Origin of the sequence: Streptomyces sp. ISL-87 (assembly GCF_018614095.1) — a bacterium.
Lineage (GTDB): Bacteria > Actinomycetota > Actinomycetes > Streptomycetales > Streptomycetaceae > Streptomyces.
Genome location: NZ_JAGGOY010000015.1, coordinates 1 through 17,906, shown reverse-complemented (window position 1 = coordinate 17,906; position 17,906 = coordinate 1). Strand labels below are relative to the sequence as shown.

Below are 17,906 nucleotides of genomic sequence, written 5' to 3'. Positions count from 1 at the left end.
CGCATTTCGTAGTCGGGCTGTTAACCAGCTGTTGTACAACCGTTGGGCCGATCAGCGAATTTGCGGAATAGCTTCTGCCACGTGCCAGCCAGCAATCGATCAGCTTCGCCTTCCGCCCCTCGGACTTCCCTTCGCGTCGCCGTACTCGCGGATTCGGATACGCGATGGAAATGGGGCGCCCTCACCGCCCGCCGTCTCGCCCCTGAAAACCGGCTCACCGGATACCTGCTGCGCGGCCGGGCCACCCCCACCACGCGCCAGCTCGGCGAGGTGGGTGTCCAGGCCGACCGGCTCACCGAGGTGACCTGCGCGGAGTTCCTCGCGGACATCGAGCGCGAGCAGTTCGACGTGGTCGTCCTCGCCCTCGTCGGCGGGGCCGTCCAGGCCGTCCTGCACGGGGTCCGCGCCCTGTGGCCCGACCCGGCCGAGCGCCCCGTGCTCGTCACCGGGTACGTGGGGGTCGTATACGAGAAGCTCGCGGACGGTCTGCTGCTGCGGCACGGCGCCGACCTCGTCCTCGCCAACTCCCGCCACGACGCGGAGCGTTTCCGCGGCGTGTACGAGGGAGTGGGCGCCGACGCGGGCGCCGTCACCGAGACCGCGCTGCCCTTCCTCGACGGTGCGCCGTACGAGCCGGCCGGGAGCCGGGCCCACACGGTGGTCTTCGCCGTACAGCCCTCCGTGCCCGAGAGCCGCGCGGACCGCGCGTACCTGCTGGAGCGGGCGGCCGGGCACGCCCGGCGCCACCCGGACCGGGAGGTCCTGGTCAAACTGCGCAGCCGGCCCGGGGAGCACACCACGCACCTGGAGGAGCAGCCGTACCAGCGCCTCGCGGAGCGGATCCCCGGCGGACTGCCCGCCAACTGCCGCCTCGCGTACGGGAACATGGGCGAGGTGCTGGACGGCACCGACCTGCTGGTCACCGTGTCGTCGACGGCCGCGCTGGAGTCCCTGCACCGGGGGATCCCGACGGCGGTGCTGACCGACCTCGGCATCCGCGAGGCGCTCGGCAACCACCATTTTCTCGGCTCGGGCTGCCTCGCCTCGTGGGACGAGCTGGACGCCGGGCTGCTGCCGCAGGGCGACCCGCGATGGCTGGCCGCGCAGGGTGTCACCGGCGCCGAGGACGCCTTCGCCGGAGCCCGGGCGAAGCTCGCGCAGCTACTGGAGCGGCCCCAACTCCCGCCCGTGGCACCGTACTACACGCTCACCATCGCACCCAGGTACCTGCCCGGGATCCTCGCCCGCCACCACCTGGCCCCGGACGGCACCCCACTGCCCGGCACCCTCCGGGAGGGCGCGGGGGAATCGCGGCTGCGCCGCCGGCTCCGCTCGCACCTGCGGGACGCCGCCCGCGGGCTGTACCGACACGGGGTCCAGCGCGTGGCCCCGCTGATCCGCCGAATGGGAGAGCTGTGAGCCGCCGCACCGACGGGCCCGCCCGTGAACTCCGCGCCGCCGACGCCGAACAGGCGCTTACCGGCCAGGCGCTCCCTGGCCAGGCGCCCACCGGACCGTCGCACTCCGAGGCCCCCGCCGGTCAGGCCTCCGCCGGTCAGGCCTCCGCCGGTCAGGCGCCCGCCGGTCAGGCCTCCGCCGGTCAGGCGCCCGTCGGTCAGGCGCCCGTCGGTCAGGCGCCCGCCGGTCAGGCGCCCGTGGGCCAGGCGCCCGTCGGCCAGGCGCCCGCCGGCCAGGCGCCCGTCGGCCAGGCCCCCGCCGAACAGGCCCCCGCCGAACAGGCGCCCGCCGGTCAGGCCTCCGCCGGGCAGAACCCCGCCGGCCAGGCCCCCCGGGTCCTCGCCGTCATCCCCGCCCGCGGAGGATCCAAGGGCGTGCCCGGCAAGAACCTGGCCGAGGTCGCCGGGATCCCGCTCGTCGCCCGCGCCGTACAGGCCTGCCTCGCGGCGCCGACCGTCACCGACGTGGTGGTCTCCACCGACTCCCAGGCGATCGCGGACGCGGCCGAGGCGGCCGGGGCGGACGTGATCCGTCGCCCCGCCGCGATCTCCGGGGACACCGCGAGCAGCGAAGCCGCCGTCCTGCACACGCTGGACGCCTTCGAGGAACTGCACTCGGTCGGCGTGGACGTGGTCCTCCTCGTCCAGTGCACCAGCCCCTTCCTGACCCCCTCCGACGTCGAATCGGTCGCCGCCGCCGTCGCGGCCGGCGCCGCCGACTCGGCCCTGACGGTCGCCCCCTTCCACGGCTTCTTGTGGCGGGAGGGCGAGGGCGACGGCGCCGGACACGGCGTCAACCACGACAAGGCCGTCCGCCCGCGCCGCCAGGACCGCCCACAAGACCTGCTGGAGACCGGCGCCGCCTACGCCATGGCCGCCGACGGCTTCCGCACCGCCCGCCACCGGTTCTTCGGGCGCACCCTGCCCGTCGCGACCGACCCGGCGCGCGTGCTGGAGATCGACGACCCGCACGACCTGGCCCGCGCCCGTCTCCTCGCGCCCCTGTTCAACGTACGGCCCGGCACGCAGCCGGACCCGAAGCCGGACTCACGGCCGGACACCCGGCCGACCCCCCGAACCGGCCCGACGCTCACACCCCCGCAACCTCGCACCGAAGGAAATCAGCTGCCATGACCGCCAACGCCAACGCCAACTCCCGCCTGCGCACCTTCGGCTCGCGCATCGCCGGCCCCGGCCACCCCGTCTACGTCGTCGGCGAGATCGGCATCAACCACAACGGCGAGCTGGAGAACGCCCTCGCCCTCATCGACGCCGCCGCCGAGGCCGGCTGCGACGCCGTGAAGTTCCAGAAGCGCACCCCGGAGATCTGCACCCCGCGTGACCAGTGGGACATCGAGCGCGACACCCCCTGGGGCCGGATGACCTACATCGACTACCGCCACCGCGTGGAGTTCGGCGAGGACGAGTACCGCGCCATCGACGAGCACTGCGCCAAGCGCGGCATCGACTGGTTCGCCTCCCCGTGGGACACCGAGGCCGTCGCCTTCCTGGAGAAGTTCGACGTCCCCGCCCACAAGGTGGCCTCCGCCTCCCTCACCGACGACGAGCTGCTGCGCGCCCTGCGCGCCACCGGCCGCACGGTCATCCTCTCCACCGGCATGTCCACCCAGAAGCAGATCCGCCACGCGGTGGAGGTGCTCGGCAGCGACAACATCCTGCTCTGCCACGCCACTTCGACCTACCCGGCCAAGGCCGAGGAGCTCAACCTGCGGGTGATCAACAGCCTGCGCGACGAGTACCCCAACGTCCCGATCGGCTACTCGGGCCACGAGACGGGCCTGCAGACCACCCTGGCCGCCGTCGCCCTCGGCGCCACCTTCGTCGAGCGCCACATCACCCTCGACCGCGCGATGTGGGGCTCCGACCAGGCCGCCTCCGTCGAGCCGGGCGGCCTGACCCGCCTGGTCCGCGACATCCGCACCATCGAGACCGCCCTCGGTGACGGCGTCAAGAAGGTCTACGAGTCCGAGCTCGGCCCGATGAAGAAGCTCCGCCGCGTCCAGGGCGACCTGGCCTCCGTCTGATCGCCCGCTCCCCGCTCCGGCTGTACGAAGCTCCGCCCCGCCCCTGACGAGGAGTACGTGGTGACCCCTTCAGCCTCCACCCTGGCTTTCGTCGAGAGCCCGGTCCAGCTCCTCAACGTGCTGGAGTGGGCGCATGCCGAGAGAACCTCGCCGGCGGGCGAAGCCCCGCTGCTCAGCGGCGTACCGAGCCAGCCGGCCCGGCGCGCAGCGGGCGGACGGGACTCCGGCGGGGCCGGCGAGGAGTCCGGGGTGCGGATCGTCGTACTGCCGCCCGTGGACCCCATGTCCCGGGGCCAGCTGCGCCGCATGGCGGTGCTGGCCCGGGACGAGGGGCACCAGGTCCTCTGGCAGGAGGCGCGCGGCGGCCGGTTCGCGCCGCTGAAGGCGCTCGCCGCGCTCGGCCGCGATGTGCGGGCGGCGCGGCGGGTGGTCGTGGGGGACCCGTTCTCCCGGTACGTACAGCTGCTGCTCACCCTCGTACGGGCCGAGGAGCTCGTGGTGGTCGACGACGGCACCGCCACCATGGAGTTCATCGCCCAGACCGCCCGCGGCGTGCGCCTCGTGCGCTGGCACCGGGTCGGCGGAGGCGGGCTCCCCGGCCGGGTACGCGAACTCGTGTACGCGCCGGTCTCGGCGAACGCCCGGCGCCGCTTCACCCCGGCGGCCGGCGGCGGCCGGCGGGTCGAGGTGTTCAGCTCCATGCCCGTCACCGTCCACGGCGGAATGACCCTGCGGGTCAACGACTTCGCCTGGACCCGCGCCCGGTTCGGCCCGCCCCGCCTGACCAAGGGCACCGACCTGGTCGGCACCTCCCTCGTGGAAACCGGCGTGGTGGACCCGGCCCGCTATCTCGAAGCGGTGCGCACCCTGACCCGGACCCACGGCGCCACCCGCTACTTCGCCCACCGGCGGGAGTCCCCGGAGAAGCTCCGTACGCTGAGCGAGGCGACCGGGCTGGAGATCGTACGCCCGGACCTGCCGCTGGAGCTGATCGCCCGTCGCGGCCCGGTCGGCCGTACGATCGTCAGCTTTCCGTCTACGGTGGTACACACCCTGCCGTATGCGCTGACCGGCACCGGAGTGACGGTCGCCGTATGCGACATCGACCCCACCTGGCTCACCGGCACCGCCTCGCCGCGAGCCCGCACTTTCCTGGCCGGAGTCACCGACACCGCCCGTGATGTGCGCAGACTCCCCGCCCAGGCGGCTCCCGCCGCCGGATGAGCGGGCGAGTTTACCCCCGGGCGTACCCAGTCATGCGCCCGGAGTCGGGTTTCTTTCCCCTAACGGCATGAACTTTTCGTGATCTCCGGCCAGTTGACGGGTGGGTGCGCCTACCCTTCAACGGGTGAACCAGTTGATGTCCCGCGAGTCCCAGACCGCCCTGCCCGGCAAGCCCGCGCGGCCCGAGCTGCCCGGCACGCTCCCGGACCACCTGCGTGCCGAACTGATCGCCTTCCGCCGGGACTTGCACATGCACCCCGAGCTAGGACACCAGGAGTTCCGCACCACGGCCGCGATCAAGGCCCGGCTGGAGAAAGCCGGTCTGCGACCACGTGTGCTGAAGTCCGGCACCGGCCTGATCTGTGACGTGGGTACGTGGGACGGGGTCCGGCCGATGCTGGCCCTGCGCGCGGACATCGACGCCCTGCCCATCCCGGACGCCAAGACCCACGTCTCGTACCGCTCAACCTTCCCCGACCGCGCGCACGCCTGCGGACACGACGTGCACACCGCGGTCGTCCTCGGCGCCGGCCTGGTGCTCGCCGAACTCGACCGGGAGGGCCTGCTGCCCCGGCCCGTGCGGCTGCTGTTCCAGCCCGCCGAGGAGGTGCTGCCGGGCGGCGCCACCGAGGCGATCGAGTCCGGGGTCCTGGACGGCGTGGGCAAGATGATCGCCGTGCACTGCGACCCGCGCGTCGACGCCGGGAAGATCGGCCTGCGGCCCGGGCCCATCACCTCGGCCTGCGACCGGCTGGAGATCACCCTCGCCGGGCCCGGCGGCCACACCGCCCGGCCGCACCTGACCACCGACCTGGTGACGGCGGCCGCCAGGGTCGCCCTCGACGTGCCGGCGGTGCTGGCCCGCCGGATGGACGCCCGCTCGGGCATGTCGGTCACCTGGGGCCGGATCGAGGCCGGGCACGCCTGCAACGTCATCCCGATGCACGCGGAGTTGTCCGGAACCGTTCGGTGCCTGGACATCAACGCCTGGCACGAGGCCCCCGACCAGATCCACGCGGCCATCGACGAGATCGCCACCATGCACCGGGCCAAGTCGGAGATCACCTACGTGCGCGGGGTCCCACCGGTCGTCAACGACCCGGTGATCACCGAACTGCTCCGGGAGGCGATGGCGGCCAGGCAGGGCGCCGAGTCGGTCGAGGACACCGAGCAGAGCCTGGGCGGCGAGGACTTCTCCTGGTACCTGGAGCACGTCCCGGGAGCCATGGCCCGCCTGGGCGTCCGCACGCCGGGCGACACCGCCAAGCGGGACCTGCACCGGGGCGACTTCGACGTCGACGAGTCTGCGATCGCCGTCGGAGTGGAGTTCTTCACGGCCGCGGTCCTGCTCGACGGGCGCCGCTCCCGGCCGGCCGGGTAAAAGTCTGTACAACATCGGCGGGCCTCCCGGCGGAGGTGTCCAGCCCTTGGTACACAAGGGCTGGACCCTTGCGGAGTTACCGATCGGTCACTGTCCGGTTCACGACGATCCGATAACGACTCATGAACGGGCCTTTAACTGACATCTACGCGCGTTACGATCGCCGCGAAACCAGCGCCGGTCGTGGCGCTTCGGTCAGGTTTTGAAGGAGCCTCCCCTTGCGCCGGATCACCAGGATCGCCACCGTGGGCATCGCGTCCGCTGCGCTGGCCCTCTCGGCCACCGCCTGTGGCGGTAAGAAGTCGTCGGACACCGGATCTACCGCCTCCGCCGGCACCAAGGCAGCCAGCGTCGCCATCGCGTACGACATCGGCGGCCGCGGCGACCAGTCGTTCAACGACGCCGCCTACGCCGGTCTGCAGAAGGCCGAGAAGGAACTCGGCGTCAAGGGCAGCGAGGCGGAGCCCACCGAGGGCGAGGGCGAGGCCGACAAGGTCCAGCGCCTCACCGAGCTGGCCCGTAAGGGCAACAACCCGGTCATCGGCGTCGGCTTCTCCTACGCCCCGGCCATCAAGAAGGTCGCGCCGAAGTTCCCGAACACCACGTTCGGCATCATCGACGACACCTCGGTCACCGGCCCGAACATCGCCAACCTCGTCTTCAACGAGGAGCAGGGCTCCTACCTGGCCGGCGTCGCCGCCGCCAAGGCCTCCAAGACCGGCACGGTCGGCTTCATCGGCGGTGTCGAGGTTCCGCTGATCAAGAAGTTCGAGGCGGGCTTCACCCAGGGCGTCAAGGACACCAACCCGAACGCCAAGGTGCTCTCCCAGTACCTGACCCAGCCGCCGAACTTCGACGGCTTCTCCAAGCCCGACCTCGGCAAGGCCGCCGCCCAGGGCCAGCTCGACGGTGGCGCCGACGTGGTCTACGCCGCCGCCGGTCTCGCGGGCTCCGGTGCCATCGAGGCCACCGCCGCCAAGGGCAAGTGGGCCATCGGTGTCGACTCCGACCAGTACAACCAGGCCGGCCTGTCGAAGTACAAGGAGCACATCCTGACCTCGGTCACCAAGGATGTCTCCGCGGCCGTCTTCAACGAGATCAAGTCGGTCCAGGACGGCAAGCCGGCCACCGGTGAGATCCGCTACGGCCTGGACGCGAACGGCGTCGGCCTGGCCGACTCCAACCCGGAGTACAAGAAGATGGCCGAGCTGATCGCCGCCGTGGAGAAGGCGAAGGCCGACATCATCGCGAAGAAGATCACGGTCAAGACCGCGCCGTAAGGCATGGTCTGACGTGCAGTAAGTGGTCTCCGGGGTCCGGGAAGCGGTCTCTACCGCTGCCGGGCCCCGAGCCGTGTTCTGTGTTGCTTGTGGCCAGTTGGCCGCAAGTTTTCACTTTCGACAGTGCTACGCGCGTAGAGGCATCGTGGACGCGATACCGTCCTGCTCCCGCCCACCCGCCCGGCCGATCACCGTCCTGTCCCCCTGCCTTCCGCTCCTTCCGCGCCAAGGAGAGTGCGTCATCAACGCGTCCAGCCCGCCCCCCGCCGTCGAACTGCACGGCATCACAAAGCGCTTCCCCGGTGTCGTCGCCAACAAGGACATCGCGATCACCGTGCGCAAGGGCACGGTCCACGCCCTCGTCGGTGAGAACGGCGCCGGCAAGTCGACCCTGATGAAGATCCTCTACGGCATGCAGAAGCCGGACGAGGGCACCATCGCCATCGACGGGGAGCAGGTCTCCTTCCACAGCCCCGGCGACGCCATCGCCCGCGGCATCGGCATGGTGCACCAGCACTTCATGCTCGCCGACAACCTCACGGTCCTGGAGAACGTGGTTCTCGGCGGCGAGAAGCTGTACGGCATCGGTGCCAAGGCCCGTAAGAAGATCAAGGAGATCTCGGACGCGTACGGCCTCGGCGTACGCCCCGACGCCCTGGTCGAGGACCTCGGCGTCGCCGACCGGCAGCGCGTGGAGATCCTCAAGGTCCTCTACCGCGGCGCCAAGATCCTCATCCTCGACGAGCCGACCGCCGTGCTCGTGCCGCAGGAAGTGGACGCGCTCTTCGACAACCTGCGCGAGCTCAAGGCCGAAGGCCTGACCGTCATCTTCATCTCGCACAAGCTCGGCGAGGTGCTGAAGGTGGCGGACGACATCACCGTCATCCGCCGCGGCACCACGGTCGGCACCGCCGACCCGCGCAACACCACGCCCAAGCAGCTCGCGGAGCTGATGGTCGGTGCGGAGCTGCCCTCGCCGGAGACCCGCGAGTCCACGGTGACCACCACCCCGATGCTCCGGGTCGAGAACCTCACCGTCGCCGAGGGCGGCGTGCCGGTCGTCACCGAGGACACCGCGCGGACGCCGGGTCTGTCGGACGCCAATGTGTACGAGAGCGTCGAGGCCGGCCGCCTCCTCCTCGACCGGATCAGCTTCACGATCCACAAGGGCGAGGTCCTCGGCATCGCCGGCGTCGAGGGCAACGGCCAGACCGAGCTGATCGAAGCCCTCATGGGCATGCTCAGCCCGGACGCCGGTGTCATCACCCTGGACGGCACCGACATCACGAAGGCGCCGGTACGCAAGCGCCGCGAGGGCGGCATCGGGTACATCCCCGAGGACCGCCACCGCCACGGCCTGCTGCTGGAATCCTCGCTGTGGGAGAACCGCATCCTCGGCCACGTCACCGAGGCGCCCAACTCCAAGCGCGGCATCATCGACCCGAAGGCCGCCCGCAAGGACACCGAGCGGATCGTGCGCGAGTACGACGTCCGCACCCCCGGCATCGAGGTGACCGCGGCCTCCCTCTCCGGCGGCAACCAGCAGAAGCTGATCGTCGGCCGCGAGATGAGCCACAACCCGAAGTTCCTCATCGCCGCCCACCCCACCCGCGGTGTGGACGTCGGCGCGCAGGCACAGATCTGGGACGCGATCCGCGAGGCCCGCCGTGAAGGCCTGGCGGTCCTGCTGATCTCCGCGGACCTGGACGAGCTGATCGGCCTGTCCGACACCCTGCGCGTGATCTACCGCGGCCGCCTGGTCGCGGACGCCGACCCCGCGACCGTGACACCCGAGGAGCTCGGCACCGCCATGACGGGCGCCGCCTCCGGGACCCTGGAAGCCACCGACAACCACTCCGCCGCCGGTACCGACTCTGGTACCGACTCCCCGGAGGACGAGGCCCGATGAAGAAATTCGACAAGGACCGGCTGCTTCTCGCCTTCGCCGGCCCCGCGCTCGCGCTGGTCAGCGCCTTCGTGCTGACCATGATCGTGCTGGCGGCGACGGGCGTGGACCCGATCGAGCCGCTGCGCCTGATGGTGGAGAACGCCAGCTACGAGGACGTCCAGGTCCTCATCGTCAACCAGGCCGGTACGTACTACCTGGCGGCCCTGGCCGTGGCCATCGGCTTCCGGATGAACCTCTTCAACATCGGTGTCGACGGCCAGTACCGCCTCGCGGCGATGCTGTCCGCCGTCGTCGGTGCGGCCGTCACGCTGCCCGGCCCGCTCCAGATCCTGCTGATCGTGGTCGTCGCCATGTGCGTCGGCGCCTTCTGGGCCGGCATCGCCGGCGTCCTCAAGGCCAAGCGCGGCGTCAGCGAGGTCGTGTCCACGATCATGCTGAACGCCATTGCGACCAGCCTGATCGCCTGGCTGATCCTGCCGAAGAACCTCGGCGTTCAGCCGGCCGGCTCCAACGACCTGACCACGGGCGACATCCCGGACTCCGGCTGGTTCCCGGCCGTGGACCTCGGTGACGGCCTGGAGATCTACGGCTTCACCTTCCTCGCCTTCGCGCTGGGCATCGTCTACTGGTTCGTGCTCAACCGGACCCGCTTCGGCTTCGATCTGCGCGCCACCGGCGCCAGCGAGTCCGCCGCCCAGGCCTCCGGTGTGGACGCCAAGAAGATGATCATCACCTCGATGCTCATCTCCGGTGCGGTCGCCGGCCTCGCCGGCATGCCGGTACTGCTGGGCGAGAGCCACACGTACAGCCTGGCCTTCCCGGTCGGCGTCGGCTTCACCGGCATCACCATCGCGCTGCTCGGGCGCAACAGCCCGATCGGCATCTTCTTCGCCGCCTTCCTGATGGCCTTCATCGACAAGGCCTCGGCCTCGCTCGACACGGCCGGGTACGCGAAGGAGATCGGCACGATCATGAAGGGCCTGATCGTGATCGCGGTTGTCGTCTCGTACGAGCTCGTCCGCCGCTACGGCATCCGCCGCCAGCAGCAGAAGGTCGGCGAGGAGCTGGCCGCAGGCCACGCCATCAAGACCGAGAAGGAGGTCGCGGCGTGAGCACCAGCACCGTCTCCGCGACGAGCGCCGCCCCCAAGAAGCCGGGCGGCCGCAAGAAGCTCACCCTGCCCTGGATCCTGCTGATCATCGCGGGCGGGCTCGCGCTCGTCTCGCTGGTCCGCCTGATCAGCGGCGCCAACGACCTGACCTCCATCGGCCAGGTCTCCGGAGCCCTCCAGCTCGCGGTGCCGATCGGCCTCGCCGGCCTCGGCGGCCTGTGGGCCGAGCGCGCGGGCGTCGTCAACATCGGCCTCGAGGGCATGATGATCCTCGGCACCTGGTTCGGCGCCTGGGCCGGCTACCAGTGGGGCCCGTGGACCGGCGTCGCTATGGGCATCGCGGGCGGCGCCCTCGGCGGCCTGCTGCACGCGATCATCACCGTCACGTTCAACGTCAACCACATCGTCTCCGGTGTGGCCGTGAACATCCTGGCGCTGGGCTTCACCCAGTACCTGTCGAACTTCACCTTCGCCGACGCGCCCGGCGGTTCGTCGAAGCAGTCGCCGCGCGTGGAGCCGATCTACAAGATCACCATCCCGGGGCTGTCCGACTGGATGGCCGACCTCCAGGCCAAGCACTGGTTCTTCATCTCGGACCTCGCCGGCGTCATCGGCGGTCTGGTCACCGAGCTCTCGCTGCTGACCGTCCTCGCGCTGCTGCTCATCCCGGGCACCTGGTGGGTGCTGTGGCGGACCACCTTCGGCCTGCGGCTGCGCTCCTGCGGTGAGAACCCGATCGCCGCGGAGTCCCTGGGCGTCAACGTCTACAAGTACAAGTACATCGCCGTGGTCGTCTCGGGCGGCCTCGCGGGCCTCGGCGGCGTGTTCCTGTCGATCGTCGCCAGCCCGATCTACCAGGAGGGCCAGACCGGCGGCCGCGGTTACATCGGTCTCGCCGCGATGATCTTCGGTAACTGGATGCCGGGCGGCATGGCGCTGGGTGCGGGCCTGTTCGGCTTCACCGACAGCCTCAAGCTGCGCGGTGGCGCCGAGAACGTGCACGCGATGCTGCTGCTCCTCGCGATCCTGCTGGTGCTCGTCGCCGCCTGGCAGCTGTACAAGAAGAAGCCCGTCCAGGCCGGCATCTCGGCGGTCTGCGCCGCCGGGCTGTTCCTCTGGTACGCGCTCACGGACGCGGTGCCGAGCCAGTTCGTGGACGCCGCCCCGTACCTGACCACGCTGCTGGTGCTCGCACTGTCGGCGCAGCGGCTGCGGATGCCCAAGGCCGACGGCATGCCGTACCAAAAGGGCCAGGGCAAGTGACGCCCGCGTCGGCCCCGGCCGTGGACTGGGAGGCCCTGCGGGCAGCGGCCCGGGACGCGATGACCCGGGCGTACGCCCCGTACTCGGGCTTCCCGGTCGGCGTCGCCGCGCTGGTCGACGACGGCCGGGTGGTGACCGGCTGCAACGTCGAGAACGCGAGCTACGGGCTCGGTCTGTGCGCCGAGTGCGGCCTGGTCTCCTCCCTCCAGGCCACGGGCGGCGGCCGGCTGACGCACTTCACGTGTGTGGACGGCAAGGGCGAGAGCCTCGTCCCGTGCGGTCGCTGCCGCCAGTTGCTGTACGAATTCGGCGGGCCGGAACTGCTGGTGGACACCCCGAAGGGGATCCTTCCGCTGGCGGAGATGCTCCCGCAGGCCTTCGGGCCCGACCACCTGAGATAGCCGTACCGACGGCCCTTCGCCCCTGCCGGGGCGGGGGGCCGTCGTCCTTCAGTCGCATTCCCTTGAACCCCCTCTCCTCTATGCGCGTAGAAAGAAGAAGCCCCTCATGGACGTCATCTCCGTCATCCGGACCAAGCGCGACCGCGGCGAGCTGAGCCCCGAGCAGATCGACTGGGTCATCGACGCGTACACGCGCGGTGTCGTCGCCGACGAGCAGATGTCCGCGCTGGCGATGGCCATCCTGCTGAACGGCATGAACCGCGCCGAGATCGCCCGCTGGACGGCCGCGATGATCGCGAGCGGTGAGCGGATGAACTTCGACTCGCTCTCCCGCCCGACCGCGGACAAGCACTCCACCGGCGGCGTCGGCGACAAGATCACCCTGCCGCTGGCCCCGCTGGTGGCGGCGTGCGGCGCGGCCGTTCCGCAGCTGTCGGGCCGGGGCCTCGGCCACACCGGCGGCACCCTGGACAAGCTGGAGTCCATCCCCGGCTGGCGCGCGCTGCTCTCCAACGAGGAGATGCTGCACGTCCTGGACACCACGGGCGCGGTCATCTGCGCGGCGGGCGACGGCCTGGCCCCCGCCGACAAGAAGCTGTACGCCCTGCGCGACGTGACGGGTACGGTCGAGGCCATCCCGCTGATCGCCTCCTCGATCATGTCGAAGAAGATCGCCGAGGGTACGGGCTCGCTCGTCCTCGACGTGAAGGTCGGCACCGGCGCGTTCATGAAGAACATCGAGGACGCGCGCGAACTCGCCTCGACGATGGTCGCCCTCGGCACGGACAGCGGCGTCAAGACGATCGCCCTGCTCACCGACATGTCCACCCCGCTCGGCCTGACGGCCGGCAACGCGCTGGAGATCCGCGAGTCGGTCGAGGTCCTGGCCGGCGGCGGCCCCGCGGACGTCGTGGAGCTGACGCTGGCCCTGGCCCACGAGATGCTGGCCGCGGCGGGCATCAAGGACGCCGACCCGGAGAAGGCGCTGGCCGACGGCTCGGCGATGGACGTGTGGCGCCGGATGATCGCGGCCCAGGGCGGCGACCCGGACGCGGCCCTGCCCGTGGCCCGCGAGCAGCACGTGGTCACCGCCCCGTCCTCCGGGGTCCTGACCCGGCTGGACGCGTACGGTGTCGGCGTGGGCGCCTGGCGCCTGGGTGCCGGCCGCGCGCGCAAGGAGGACCCGGTGCAGGCGGGCGCGGGCATCGAGCTCCACGCGAAGCCGGGCGACTCGGTCGTCGCCGGCCAGCCCCTGATGACCCTGCACACGGACACCCCGGAGAAGTTCGAGTACGCCCTGGCCTCCCTGGAGGGCACGTACGACATCGCCCCGGCGGGCACGGCGTTCTCCGCCACGCCGATCGTCATGGACCGCATCGCCTGACCTGCGGCTTCCCTTTCGGGTGAACGGGACCGGTGGACCTCCGCCGGTCCCGTTCGGCATGCTGGGATCGGTGACGAACTGATTGAGGAGCACACCATGAGCGCACTCACCGTCCAGCATGAGCCACGCGGTGGCGACAGCTGGGAGGAGCTTGTCCGTCTCTGGCACGAGACGGACGCGCCGGAGGGCTGCAAGGTGGAGATCATCGAGGGGATCGTCACCGTGGCGCCACCGCCAGTAGGGAAGCACAGCCTGATCGCAGCCAAGCTGCTGCGCTGTCTGATCGCAGTCATTCCGGAAGAATGGGACTTCCACCAGACACTGGGGGTGGCAATTCCGTCACGGTCGGGGCTCTACATCCCTGACCTGCTGGTCGCCCCTGACGATGTCGTCGAATCCGCGCCGTTCATCCCGGCGGCGGCTGCCGAGCTTGTCGTCGAGATCACATCCCCCTCGAACGCCTCGCACGACCGCATCGCGAAGGCGGCGGGATACGCGCATGGTGGGGTACCGCTGTACCTCCTCATCGATGCCTTCGCGCCCGGCGGTCCCACCATCACGCTGTACGGAGAGCCCGCCAACGGCGTCTACCGGGTGCTCCAGGCTGGCAAGTTCGGCGACACCTTCCGGCTGCCCGCGCCCTTCGACGTCGAGCTCGACACGTCCGTCTTCCCCACACCGTGAGCTGATCGCCCGGCGCCGATGAGTTCCGGGCGGTACGGGAGTCACCCCCTCGTGGAGATGACTCGACTCGTGCTGCCCGGACCCACCCCGACCGCGCGCGACGCCGTACTGCTGTGCGCGCGCCTGGCCCGCCTGTACGAGGACGGAGCGCGCGCGGTGGAGTGCGATGCGCGGGCCGTCACCGCCCCGGGGCTGGGAGCCGTCGAGGTCCTGGCCCGGCTGCGGCTCACCGCCCGGGGCCGGCCGTTCCGGGTGACGGGCGCCGGGCCCGCCCTACGCGCCCTGCTGGGCTTCGTAGGAGTCGTCGAGCTGCTCGGGGAGCCCGAACAGCGGGAACCATCGCGCGGTGTCCAGGAAGGCGTTGAGCCCGACGATCTTGCCGTCTGATATCTCCAGGACCTGGAGGGCCCACGGGACGTGCCCCGGCGCCCTGTCCCCGCGCGGACGGTACTGGCCGAAGGCCGGCAGCCCGTTCGCCGTGGTCGGGATCAGGCGGGAGCCCTTGCAGCCGATGCCCTGGTTCAGATGCCACGCGGCTATGTCGGCCGGGCCCTGGAGCCACAGGTCGAACGGCGGCATCGACAGCACCGCGTCCTCGTGGAGGAGGGTGGTCAGGCGCGAGATGTCGTACGCCTCGAAGGCCGACAGGTACTGCTCCAGCAGCTTGGCCTGGTCCGTGTCCAGGGGGTCCGCCGCCTCGCTCTCGCGGACGCGGGTGGCGGAGAGCGTGGCGCGGGCCCGCTGGAGGGCACTGTTGACCGACGCCACCGTGGTGTCCAGCAGCGTCGCGACCTCGTCCGCCTTCCAGGCCAGCACCTCGCGCAGGATCAGCACGGCCCGCTGCTTGGCGGGAAGGTGCTGGAGCGCCGCCACGAAGGCCAGCCGTACGGACTCCTTCGCCAGCGCCATCTCTGCCGGGTCCGCGGTCTGCGGGAGCACCCGGCCGTCCGGCACTGGTTCCAGCCAGGTCACCTCGGGCCGCTCGTTGAGCACCGCGGCGGCCTGGTGCTGCGGCGAGCTGAGGTCCATCGGGCGGGCCCGCTTGTTCCCGGCCTTCAGCAGGTCCAGGCAGACGTTGGTGGCGATCCGGTACAGCCACGACCGCAGCGAGGCGCGGCCCTCGAACTTGTCGAAGCTGCGCCAGGCGCGGATGTACGTGTCCTGCACGGCGTCCTCGGCGTCGAAGGACGACCCGAGCATCCGGTAGCAGTAACCGGTCAGCTCGACCCGGTACCGGTCCATCGCCGCATCCAGGTCCGGGCTGGTCGCGAGGTCGGTCATGTCGGTTCATCCCCCTGGTCGGTCCCGATACTTCGGAAACTACCGGAGGGGTCTGACAGTCGCAGCCCGGACACGGGATAAGGCACGGGAGCCGCGTGATGCGAACCGCGTGATGCGAACCGCTCAGCGCGCCGTCGCCGCCGGAGCGAGCAGTCGCCGCCGCTCCGCGCGGGACCCGCACAGGGTGATCGTCGCGACGCCGACCACGGCGAGCAGGGCGATCCCGACCGTGGCCGCCCACCCCGAGGAGTGGTAGGCCAGGGCGCCCAGCGTGCCGCCGGCGCTGGAGCCGAGGTAGTACGCCGACTGGTAGAGCGCGGAGGCCTGCGCGCGGCCCGTCTTCGCGGTCCGGCTCACCGCGGCGGAGGCCACGGCGTGGCCCGCGAAGAAGCCCGCCGTGATCAGGACCAGGCCCAGCAGGATCGCGGGCAGCGAGTCCGACAGGGACAGCAGGAGACCGAGGGCGGTGGTCGTGACCGCCAGGTACAGCGCGCCGCGCCGCCCCGTCCGCGCCACCAGCTGCCCGGCGGCCGCGGAGGAGACCGTACCGACCAGGTAGATCAGGAAGATCGACCCGATCACGCCCTGCCCCAGCGAGAACGGCTCGTCGACGAGGCGGTAGCCGATGACGGTGTACACGGCCCCGAAGACGGTCATGAACAGCGCGCCGATCCCGTACAGCCGCAGCAGCAGGGGATCGCGCAGATGCCCGGTGACGGTACGTCCCACCGCGCGCGGGTTCAGCGACGCCGGGCGGAAGAACCGCGCCCGGGGCAGCAGCACCAGGAAGGCCACCGCGCAGACCAGGGCCATCAGCCCGACCGTCAGGAGGCCCGCCCGCCAGCCCCACGCCTGCGCCGCCCACCCGGTGACGAGGCGACCGCTCATACCGCCGATGGAGTTGCCCGCCACGAACAGGCCGATCGCGGCCACCAGCGCCTTCGGCTTGATCTCCTCCGCCAGGTACGCCATCGCGGAGGCCGGGATTCCGGCAATCGCCGCGCCCTGTACGGCGCGCAGCGCGATCAGCCACTGCAGGTTCGGCGCGAACGGCACCAGCAGTGCGACGCCGACGGCGATCACCATCGACCAGGTCATCATCCGGGTCCGCCCGAACCGCTCGGACAGCGCGCTGAGCGGGAGGACGAACAGCGCGAGCGCCCCGGTGGCCGCGGACACCGTCCAGCTGGCCTGACCCGCCGTCACGCCGAAGCCGGTGGAGATCGCGGGCAGCAGGGCCTGGGTGGAGTAGAGGAGGGCGAACGTCGCGAGCCCGGCGGCGAAGAGCGCGAGGGTCATCCGGCGGTAGCCGGGGCGGCCGGGGGCGCAGGCTTCGAGTGCGCCGCGGGCTTCGCGGGCTTCGCGGGATTCCAGGGACGACGCGGTGGAGGCACCCGGGATGGTGGGTGCCCCGGTATGAGCGGGAGGCATGGAACGACCGTAGACCCGGCCCGTTTCATGCGTCCAATGCACAGAATCGCGATAATCAATCCACTGGTGCATCACCGCAGCTCAGAAGGACGCATGTCAGAGAACCGTTACGAAGAAGACATGGCTGTGACAACTTTGCTGGCCCCGCGGCTGGCCTACTTCGCCGCCGTCGCCCGGCACGAACACGTCACCCGCGCCGCCCACGAGCTAGGCGTTCCGCAGTCCACCCTGTCCCGGGCCATGGTCCGCCTCGAACAGGACCTCGGTGTCACGCTGTTCGCCCGCAAGGGCCGCACCGTCGCGCTCACCACGGCGGGCCGCACCTTCCTCGCCTCGGCCGAGCAGGCCCTGAACGAGATCGCCCGCGCCGCGGAATCGGTCCAGCAGGACGCCGACCCGGCGGCCGGCAAGGTGGCGTTCGGCTTCCTCCACACCCTGGGCTCCGAGACCGTACCCGGCCTGATCCGCGCCTTCCGCGCCGACCATCCGAGGATCCGGTTCTCCCTCGTCCAGAACTACGGCGAGGCCATGCTGGAACGCCTGCGCGCCGGAGAGCTCGACCTCTGCCTGACCTCCCCGCTCCCGGACGCCCCCGACCTGGTGGCCCGCCGGCTCGACGAGCAGCGGCTGCGCCTGGTGGTCCCGGACGACCACCGCCTCGCCACCCGCAAACGGATCCGCCTTGCCGAGGCCGCCGAGGAAACCTTCGTCACCCTGGAGCCCGGCTACGGTCTGCGTCGCATCACCGACGACCTGTGCGCGGAGGCCGGCTTCACCCCGAAGGTCGCCTTCGAGGGCGAGGAGGCCGAAACCCTGCGCGGCCTGGTCGCGGCGGGCCTCGGCGTAGCCCTGCTGCCGCCGCCCGCGGTGGCCCGGCCGGGCGTGGTCGAGCTGACGGTGACGGCGCCGCGCGCGGTCCGCGAGATCGGTGTCGCCTGGCTGGACGGCCACCCGGACACGCCGCCGGTCGCGGAGTTCAAGCGGTTCCTGCTGTCCCGGCGCGGCCGGCTGATCACGGAACTCGAGCCGCCGGTCTAGCTCCGTTCTTCGCGGGT

Annotated in this window: 15 protein-coding genes and 1 pseudogene; 14 read left to right on the top strand and 2 right to left on the bottom strand. The window is 71.2% G+C overall.

What is annotated here, in order from left to right; genetic code table 11:
* The first annotated feature begins 81 nt into the window (after positions 1 to 81).
* The 13 genes and pseudogenes from J7I97_RS05010 to J7I97_RS04950 all read left to right on the top strand — a co-directional run bounded on the left by J7I97_RS05010 (position 82) and on the right by J7I97_RS04950 (position 14,526).
* The gene (locus J7I97_RS05010) at positions 82 to 1,419 is read left to right on the top strand and encodes a DUF6716 putative glycosyltransferase (protein WP_214931162.1); all 1,338 of its coding nucleotides are present in this window, start codon (positions 82 to 84) and stop codon (positions 1,417 to 1,419) included.
* A gap of 386 nt (positions 1,420 to 1,805) precedes the next feature.
* Positions 1,806 to 2,489: pseudogene (locus tag J7I97_RS05005) on the top strand (cytidylyltransferase domain-containing protein); the annotation flags it as partial.
* A 98-nt stretch (positions 2,490 to 2,587) separates the two neighbouring features.
* Positions 2,588 to 3,502 (top strand): N-acetylneuraminate synthase family protein, encoded by a 915-nt coding sequence (locus J7I97_RS05000; protein WP_214931161.1) that lies wholly within the window; start codon positions 2,588 to 2,590, stop codon positions 3,500 to 3,502.
* Between the two features lie 60 nt (positions 3,503 to 3,562).
* Positions 3,563 to 4,726: a hypothetical protein gene (locus J7I97_RS04995; protein ID WP_214931160.1), complete on the top strand. Its 1,164-nt coding sequence runs from the start codon at positions 3,563 to 3,565 to the stop codon at positions 4,724 to 4,726.
* Between the two features lie 136 nt (positions 4,727 to 4,862).
* On the top strand, positions 4,863 to 6,107 hold the full coding sequence (locus J7I97_RS04990; protein WP_214931205.1) for an amidohydrolase: 1,245 nt from the start codon (positions 4,863 to 4,865) through the stop codon (positions 6,105 to 6,107).
* Between the two features lie 218 nt (positions 6,108 to 6,325).
* Positions 6,326 to 7,387, top strand: coding sequence for a BMP family protein (locus J7I97_RS04985; protein WP_214931159.1), 1,062 nt, complete (start codon positions 6,326 to 6,328; stop codon positions 7,385 to 7,387).
* A gap of 241 nt (positions 7,388 to 7,628) precedes the next feature.
* Complete coding sequence (locus J7I97_RS04980; RefSeq protein WP_308369144.1) at positions 7,629 to 9,296, top strand: ABC transporter ATP-binding protein; 1,668 nt, start codon at positions 7,629 to 7,631, stop codon at positions 9,294 to 9,296.
* Positions 9,293 to 10,408, top strand: coding sequence for an ABC transporter permease (locus J7I97_RS04975; RefSeq protein ID WP_214931158.1), 1,116 nt, complete (start codon positions 9,293 to 9,295; stop codon positions 10,406 to 10,408). Before J7I97_RS04980 ends, J7I97_RS04975 begins: the two co-directional genes overlap by 4 nt.
* Entirely contained in the window at positions 10,405 to 11,670 is a 1,266-nt protein-coding gene (locus J7I97_RS04970) for an ABC transporter permease (protein WP_214931157.1), read from the top strand. The genes J7I97_RS04975 and J7I97_RS04970 overlap by 4 nt, the downstream gene beginning before the upstream one ends.
* Positions 11,667 to 12,071 (top strand): cytidine deaminase, encoded by a 405-nt coding sequence (locus J7I97_RS04965; protein WP_214931156.1) that lies wholly within the window; start codon positions 11,667 to 11,669, stop codon positions 12,069 to 12,071. The genes J7I97_RS04970 and J7I97_RS04965 overlap by 4 nt, the downstream gene beginning before the upstream one ends.
* Positions 12,072 to 12,177: 106 nt before the next feature.
* Complete coding sequence (locus J7I97_RS04960) at positions 12,178 to 13,455, top strand: thymidine phosphorylase (protein WP_214931155.1); 1,278 nt, start codon at positions 12,178 to 12,180, stop codon at positions 13,453 to 13,455.
* Between the two features lie 96 nt (positions 13,456 to 13,551).
* Entirely contained in the window at positions 13,552 to 14,139 is a 588-nt protein-coding gene (locus tag J7I97_RS04955) for a Uma2 family endonuclease (protein WP_214931154.1), read from the top strand.
* Between the two features lie 57 nt (positions 14,140 to 14,196).
* Positions 14,197 to 14,526 (top strand): STAS domain-containing protein, encoded by a 330-nt coding sequence (locus J7I97_RS04950; protein ID WP_251058492.1) that lies wholly within the window; start codon positions 14,197 to 14,199, stop codon positions 14,524 to 14,526.
* Here the strand turns inward: J7I97_RS04950 and J7I97_RS04945 are convergent.
* Positions 14,413 to 15,420, bottom strand: coding sequence for a sigma-70 family RNA polymerase sigma factor (locus J7I97_RS04945; protein WP_214931152.1), 1,008 nt, complete (start codon positions 15,418 to 15,420; stop codon positions 14,413 to 14,415). The genes J7I97_RS04950 and J7I97_RS04945 overlap by 114 nt on opposite strands.
* Before the next feature lie 123 nt (positions 15,421 to 15,543).
* Positions 15,544 to 16,851 (bottom strand): MFS transporter, encoded by a 1,308-nt coding sequence (locus J7I97_RS04940; RefSeq protein WP_214931151.1) that lies wholly within the window; start codon positions 16,849 to 16,851, stop codon positions 15,544 to 15,546.
* Between the two features lie 63 nt (positions 16,852 to 16,914).
* Between J7I97_RS04940 and J7I97_RS04935 the strand changes: the two genes are divergently transcribed.
* Entirely contained in the window at positions 16,915 to 17,889 is a 975-nt protein-coding gene (locus J7I97_RS04935) for a LysR family transcriptional regulator (protein ID WP_214931203.1), read from the top strand.
* Positions 17,890 to 17,906: the final 17 nt, after the last annotated feature.

Coding starts and splice junctions, on each gene's coding strand:
- J7I97_RS04975 (WP_214931158.1), top strand. CDS start 9,293: ATGAAGAAATTCGACAAGGACCGGCTGCTTCTCGCCTTCGCCGGCCCC.
- J7I97_RS04945 (WP_214931152.1), bottom strand. CDS start 15,420: ATGACCGACCTCGCGACCAGCCCGGACCTGGATGCGGCGATGGACCGG.
- J7I97_RS04950 (WP_251058492.1), top strand. CDS start 14,197: ATGACTCGACTCGTGCTGCCCGGACCCACCCCGACCGCGCGCGACGCC.
- J7I97_RS04955 (WP_214931154.1), top strand. CDS start 13,552: ATGAGCGCACTCACCGTCCAGCATGAGCCACGCGGTGGCGACAGCTGG.
- J7I97_RS04940 (WP_214931151.1), bottom strand. CDS start 16,851: ATGCCTCCCGCTCATACCGGGGCACCCACCATCCCGGGTGCCTCCACC.
- J7I97_RS05000 (WP_214931161.1), top strand. CDS start 2,588: ATGACCGCCAACGCCAACGCCAACTCCCGCCTGCGCACCTTCGGCTCG.
- J7I97_RS04960 (WP_214931155.1), top strand. CDS start 12,178: ATGGACGTCATCTCCGTCATCCGGACCAAGCGCGACCGCGGCGAGCTG.
- J7I97_RS04990 (WP_214931205.1), top strand. CDS start 4,863: ATGTCCCGCGAGTCCCAGACCGCCCTGCCCGGCAAGCCCGCGCGGCCC.